The sequence below is a fragment of the Hymenobacter jeollabukensis genome, from assembly GCF_005771675.1.
Classification (GTDB): domain Bacteria; phylum Bacteroidota; class Bacteroidia; order Cytophagales; family Hymenobacteraceae; genus Solirubrum; species Solirubrum jeollabukense.
The window spans coordinates 806,927-813,677 of the sequence record NZ_VAJM01000002.1 but is presented as its reverse complement, the minus strand read 5'-3'; the positions used below and the strand labels follow the sequence as shown (position 1 = coordinate 813,677).

At 60.5% G+C, this 6,751-nt stretch carries 3 protein-coding genes; 2 read left to right on the top strand and 1 reads right to left on the bottom strand.

The window, feature by feature from the left end; translation table 11 throughout:
- Nucleotides 1–2,432 (bottom strand): hypothetical protein (locus tag FDY95_RS07460; protein ID WP_138076207.1); only part of this gene is annotated, 2,432 nt, incomplete at its 3' end.
- Between the two features lie 270 nt (nt 2,433–2,702).
- On the opposite strand from FDY95_RS07460, the gene FDY95_RS07455 reads away from it, so the two are divergent.
- Complete coding sequence (locus FDY95_RS07455; protein WP_138076205.1) at nt 2,703–5,057, top strand: gliding motility-associated C-terminal domain-containing protein; 2,355 nt, start codon at nt 2,703–2,705, stop codon at nt 5,055–5,057.
- Between the two features lie 255 nt (nt 5,058–5,312).
- Nucleotides 5,313–6,692, top strand: a complete 1,380-nt coding sequence (locus FDY95_RS07450) for an Nramp family divalent metal transporter (protein WP_138076203.1) — start codon at nt 5,313–5,315, stop codon at nt 6,690–6,692.
- Nucleotides 6,693–6,751 lie beyond the last annotated feature (59 nt).

The following is a 6,751-nucleotide window of genomic DNA, read 5'->3' as shown; positions in this document are numbered from 1 at the left end:
GACGTCACCACGCCCACCGTCAGGCTCGCCGGCGCGAAACACGCCGAAGCCGAGCGGATGTCCACGTTGTCCAGACCCATATCGGTCAAGCTAAAGTCGGAGCGGCCGCGGAAGCGGATGACGGTGGTGGCCGTCGTGTTCGTCAGCGTCAGCAGCTGATGCGACCAGTCGGTGTAGTTGGCACCCAGACGCAGCAGGGCCGGTCCGAAGGTCACGCCGCCGTCCGTCGACACGTGAATCGTCAGGGAGTCATTGTTGGTGGTGCTGACGCCGGTCGTATTGATGTAGTCAAACTGCAGGACTTTGTCCCCGGCCTGGCTCAGGTTGATGTACAGATCCAGCGTGCCTACCTTGTTATTCGAAGCTAGGTAGGAGTGAAAGCGGGCTGAGTGCGCGCTGCCGGTGGCACCGGCAGGCGTGTAGGCACCGCTCGTTACGGCACCCCAACCGCCTGCGGCTCCGTCGTCGTCGCGGCGCCAGGAGGCGTCGGCATCCGTCGGGTCGGGCGTGCTGCGCCAGCTGTTGCTGGGCACTTCACGCGTGGCGCACACGTCAATCCAGTCCGCCTCAAACGTCTGGGTGTAGGGCAGCGGGGCGTAGGTCGGGGCGGCAATGGTCACCGTCACCGGCGCCGAATTCGCCGACTGGCCGCTGCACGTCACCACCGCCCGGAAATAGGTCGTGGCCAGCAGCGGACCCGAGGTGTAGGTCTCGCCCGTGGCCCCGGTGATGTTGGTGTAGGTCGTACCGTTGCTGGACTGCTGCCACTGGTAGGTCAAACCGCTGCCAACAGAGTTACCCTGCAGGCTCAGGTTCGTCACTATGCCGGAGCAGCCGCTGGTGAGGCTGGCCACGGCGGAGCCGGCGGTGGGCGGGGCGGTGCACGGCGCGTCGGTGCGCAGCAGCAGGTCGTCCACGCCGATGTCGGTGCTGCCAAAATCGCCGCGGCCGCGGAAGCGGATGACGGCCGTGGCCGAAATCACGTTGGTCAGGCGCAGCTGCTGGCGCGTCCAGGTGGCGGCCTGGTTCAGGCGCAGCAACGCCGGGCCGAAGGTGGCGCCCCCGTCGGTGGACACGTGCACCGTCAGCGAGTCCGCCCCCGACGTGTTGATGTAGTAGAACTGCAGGATCTTGTCCCCGTTGTAGCTCAGGTTCGCGTACAGGTCCAGCGTGCCGACCGTGCCCGCAGTGGCCCACGTGGAGTGGAAGCGGGCCGAGTGCGCGCCTTGGCTGCCCGTGGGCGAGTAAACGCCCCCGGTGGGTGTGGACCAACCGCCTGCGGCTCCGTCGTCGTCGCGGCGCCAGGAGGCGTCGGCATCCGTCGGGGAGGCCGTGCCGCGCCAGCTGTTGCTGGGCACTTCACGCGTGGCGCACACGTCAATCCAGTCCGCTTCAAACGTCTGGGTGTAGGGCAGCGTGGCGTAGGTCGGGGCGGCAATGGTCACCGTCACCGGCGCCGAATTCGCCGACTGGCCGCTGCACGTCAACACCGCCCGGAAATAGGTGGTGGCCGTCAGCGCATTCGTCGTATAAGCAGGAGCGGTGGCCCCGGTGATGTTGGTGTAGCTCGTGCCGTTGCTGGACTGCTGCCACTGGTAGGTCATACCGCTTCCGAAAGAAGCACCCTGCAGGCTCAGGTTAGCCGTGGCGCCGTTGCAGGCGCTGCTAATGTTGCTTACGGTCGTCCCGGCCGTGGGAGGGGCAGTGCACGGGGAACCCGGCGTGTACGAAATGCGCAGCGTGGGCCGGCGGCCGCCGTAAGTAGTGGAGCTCAGCGTAGTCGTATTGGTCAGCGCAACGGTGCTGGCCGTGCCGATAGCCAAACCAGTAGCGGGATTCGTCACGAACTCGATGGCGTTAGGGGCATTGGCCGAACTCGACAGCGCCCAGTCCGTCAGGATCATCAGGCTACCGCCGGTGTAGGTAAAGGAGCCAGCCGTCGGGCTAATGCCCCAAAAGCTGCCGGCCGCACCGGATACTTGCTGCGCCGTGGAGGTGTAGACCTGGGTAGCCAAGCCCGTCAGCGTCGCCCACGAGGTACCCGTAGTCAGCGTAGTGCTGGTGCTGTTGCCCAGCCATACATTGAAGGTGTTGTTGCCGGTAGCAACGCCAGCATCCGACTTCACCCATTCCAGCTGGGTGATAGTCGACCCCGTTGGAATACCTAGTTCCGTGGCCGTATAGAGATACGCGTGCCGGGAGTTGATGGTAGTCGAGGTTGCTGAAAACCGGTACAGCGGCCCGTAGTAGGGCGAGCTAGTAGCCGGCGACACCACGGGTACCGTGGTCGATCCAATGGTTTGCTGCTGGGCGCGGGCCGAGAAGGCTAGGCACAGTAAACCGGCCGCTAGCCACCACGCGCGCCAGCGCGAGGCAGAAGCAGCAGAGAGGTACTGAACAGCTGTTATCTGTTCGAGTAAGGGTTTGAGCATAGGTGATAAAATTGGGTGGAAAGAAGGGTGGAAATTTGAGTGTGCTGTTTCGCAACAGGAATGCTATGCGCAAACTACTATAACCAAGTTAAATTACTGATTTGCCTACGTGTTTTTTTCACGCCAAAGCACCTGCTACGTTGCTTTTACGGCCTGATTTTTGCTGTGAATCACCAACCACGGCCGGATTTTTTGGGCCTAGCTCAGAATAGCTTTATATTTCCGACCAGGAAATAAGTGTCCACCCAGTCACACCACCCTTCACTCCTCATGCAAATAAATCTACCCTCTTTCACGCGGCTGTTCCTAGTCTGTCTGCTCTTGCTGACTGGGTCGCAGTTTGCCCGGGCCTCCCACCTTCAGGGGGGCGAACTGCGTTATCGTCCGCTTGGCGGCAACCTTTATGAGGTGACGCTACGCATGTACCGCGACTGTTCGGGGATTAATGTTCCCCCAACTGTAACGCTGAACTGCCGGCAGGGAGGCTGTACTACCAACGTACCGCGCGATACGTCGGTGACGATGAACCAAGTCGGCACCCCTCTTCTGGGCACGCCATACTGCGCTAATATCCAAGCGCAGGTAACCTGCCCGGACAACGGAGGCACGGTTCCGTTCACCAACTACAAAGAGTTTATCTACCGCGCCAACGTCCGCCTGCGCCCAGCCCCGGAATGGGTGCTCAGCGTTCGGGAAAGCGCCCGCCCAGAGGCCCGCAACGTAGGCCAGGATTGGTTTCGTTGGGAAGTTCGTCTCAACAACCTGATTACTCCGGCAGCCACGCCTGGTAACCCGACCCCCACTCCGGTTGCAATAACGAATACGTCGCCTGACTACGTATCTGGTCAGCCCCTGACGTCCTTTCTGTGCTGGAAACAAAGCTCGACGGTCACCTTTACGGCTACGGATGTTGATGGTGACTCCCTAGTGTATTCGCTGGGTACGCCGCTGGACAACTGTGATTTGCCGGTGACCTTCAAGCCCTACCCGTCGCAATTGCGCTGCACCACGCGCACGGTGAATGGCTGCACTTACTCTTGTAACGGCACTACGCCGGCCAACTTCACACCTACGCTGCCCATCGCGGTATCGTTTGATACCACCGGCACGTGCCCTAACCGCACGCTGACGCCGCGTTTCCGTTTCGACGCCATTAACGGCCGCTTCACGTTCACGCCTGCTTTGTTTAACGCTGGCACGACTACTGCGGCTCAGGCCGACAATAAGTACGCCGTTATTGGTGAAATCACCGAATGGCGCCGCCTGCCCGGCAGCAACCGTCGCTACAAAGTAGGCACGCTGCGCCGCGAAATGCTGATTGTTGTTATCGACTGCACCAACCAGCTGCCCCAGTCCCCGCAACCGACCATTCAGACGCCTGCTGCCGGTGGCATCACCCGCTCGACGGCCGACTCGACCTACATCACGGTACAGGCTTGCAATTACACCCGCGTGAAGCTGGAGTTCCGCGACCCGGACCTCACCAACCGCCTTGCGGTAACGGCTTTCCCCAGCAACCAAGCGCTGTTTGATGCGTTGGAATCTGTTGACCTTGGTACCGTTATTGGCCGCAACACGGGCCTCATCTTCACGAACAACGGTACGGTTAGGCCCTCGATAACGATGACTTTCTCGCCCTCGCCGAATCTGGTGGGAACCACGACGTACGTCTATTTCCGCATCGAAGACGATGGCTGCCCTTTCAAGAGCACGGCCAACCGCGTCGTAGCGATTAGAGTAACGTCAGGCAACTTTGCCCGGGCCGCAGCGACTACGCAGCAGAATCCGGCTTTTGTTTGCGAAGGTCAGTCCATTACCATCAACGGCCTGGTGCAACGCCCTGACTCCCTCTACGGCAGATTGCAGCAGTATGCGTTTGCTTGGAGTGGTACCCGCAACGGGAGCACGCCGGCTAACGGCTTGGACCCCGCTGATGTCAACAAGAAGGACATCACCGTACGCCCCACGCAGACCACGCGTTACTACCTCACCATCCGTCCCACGGCCGGATTCCAGGCAGGTCTGTGCAGCGACACGGCCTCGATTCTGGTGAAGATGGTGCCGAAGCTGAATGCTAGCTTCACCAATACTTTCCGTCCCTATTATGCGGGCCACGAAAGCATGCCGCCGCGCATTTTCACCTTTACCAATACCACGCCTAACCTGACGGCGACGGATAGTGTGCGCTGGACCCATCAGCGCATCACGGACGAGAAGGGCAACCCGGTTTCCACTACCGAAACCACCTTCTCCCGCCAGCGCACCCCCCGCGACCTGATGCTGGTCGAAGGCGGTGACTATATCATCCGCCTGTACGTGAGTAACCGCGCCGGCACGACGGATTGCCCGAGCTCCACGGCTCAGAAGACCGTTACGGTTCCGCCGCTGGTCATTCCGAACATCATCACGCCCAACAACGACGGCAAAAACGAAACGCTGGTGCTGCAGGCCCTGCCTGACAACAACCGCGTGCAGATTTTCAACCGTTGGGGCCGCATGATCAAAGAGTACAATAACTACCAGAACGAATGGGATGGCAAAGACCAGCCGGACGGTATTTACTACTACTTGGTCACGGCACAGGATGGGAAACAGATGAAAGGCTGGGTTGAAGTTGCTCGCTAGCAATCATCCATCTACCAATAAAAAAAGGCGCTGCTTCTGCAGCGCCTTTTTTTATTGCCCTAGCCCTGCCGGACGAGACGCTGGCTTCCATCATCAAATGGTGCAGCAGTGAAAATCGGGGCTTTGGGGACGATGCATCCGGGTAACTGCTCCAGTGAGTAAACCTTTTAGCTGGGAAGCGAGTAATTAAGTGGGTTTAAAAAAAATTTTAGACCAGCCTAAATTCTCGTTTCTTTGCGTCAAGATTCTGATTTAATGCTTCCTACTGATACTTCATCGACTGCTGAGGCCACGCTGGTTACCGAGGACAAGCCCGAGGCCGGTTGGCGTAAGCGTCGGCATGCACCTTCGCTGAGCGACGTGTACGCCTCGGTGCGGGTGCCCGGGCACCAGGCTTCGTTCTGGCGGAAGCTGCTGGCTTTTTGGGGGCCGGGCCTGATGGTGGCCGTGGGCTATATGGACCCGGGTAACTGGGCTACCGACATTGCCGGCGGCGCCCGGTACGGCTACACGCTGCTGTCGGTCATTCTGCTCTCGAACCTGTTTGCCATGCTGCTGCAGCACCTGGCGGCCAAGCTGGGCATCGTAACGGGGCGAGACCTGGCGCAGGCCTGTCGTGACCATTACTCCAAGCCGGTGGCCATGGTGCTGTGGGTGCTGTGCGAGGTGGCCATTGCCGCCTGCGACTTGGCCGAGGTTATCGGCTCGGCCATTGCCCTGAACCTGCTGTTTGGCATTCCGCTAAGCGTAGGCGTGCTGCTGACGATTCTGGACGTGCTGGTGGTGCTGTACTTCCAAAACCGGGGTTTCCGCCTTATCGAAGCATTGGTAGCGGGTCTGATTTTCATCATTTTCGGCTGCTTCGTCTACGAAATCATCGTGTCGCGGCCCGACTGGGTGGCCCTGGCGGGCGGGCTGGTGCCGCAGCGCGAAGTGGTGACGAACCCGCAGATGCTCTACGTGGCCATCGGGATTCTGGGCGCGACGGTGATGCCCCACAACCTGTACCTGCACTCCAGCATCGTGCAGACGCGCGCGTTCGAGCGCAACGAGGCGGGCAAGCGCATGGCCGTCAAGTTTGCGACCATCGACTCGACGCTGGCTTTGTTCTTGGCGTTTTTCGTGAATGCGGCCATTCTGGTGCTGGCGGCGGCGGCGTTTCACCGCAACGGCCACCACGGCGTGGCCGACATCAATGCTGCCTACGAATTGCTGACGCCGGTGCTGGGCGCCGGGGCAGCCAGCGTGATGTTTGCCGTGGCGCTGCTGGCGTCGGGCCAGAACTCCACGCTTACGGGCACCCTGGCGGGGCAAATCGTGATGGAGGGCTTTCTGAACCTGAAGCTCAAGCCCTGGGTGCGGCGCCTGATTACCCGCCTGATTGCGGTGGTGCCGGCGTTTATCGTCACGCTGATTGCGGGTGAAAAGGGCACCGGCGAGCTGCTGGTGCTGAGCCAAGTGATTTTGTCGCTGCAGCTCAGCTTTGCAGTGGTGCCGCTGGTGCTCTTTACTTCGGACCGCCAGAAGATGGGCCCGTTCGTGAACCGGCCGTGGGTGAAATACACGGCGTGGGCGGTATCGGTGGTCATCATCCTACTGAACGCGCACCTGCTAATCCAGACGTTCAAGGGCTAATACCACGCGGAATCGGGCGCGGCCTGATTCCGCTTTTTTACGCCTGATTTTCAATTTAG

Excerpts from the sequence above, each read along its gene's own strand:
- FDY95_RS07455 (WP_138076205.1), top strand. The coding sequence starts at position 2,703 with ATGCAAATAAATCTACCCTCTTTCACGCGGCTGTTCCTAGTCTGTCTG.
- FDY95_RS07450 (WP_138076203.1), top strand. The coding sequence starts at position 5,313 with ATGCTTCCTACTGATACTTCATCGACTGCTGAGGCCACGCTGGTTACC.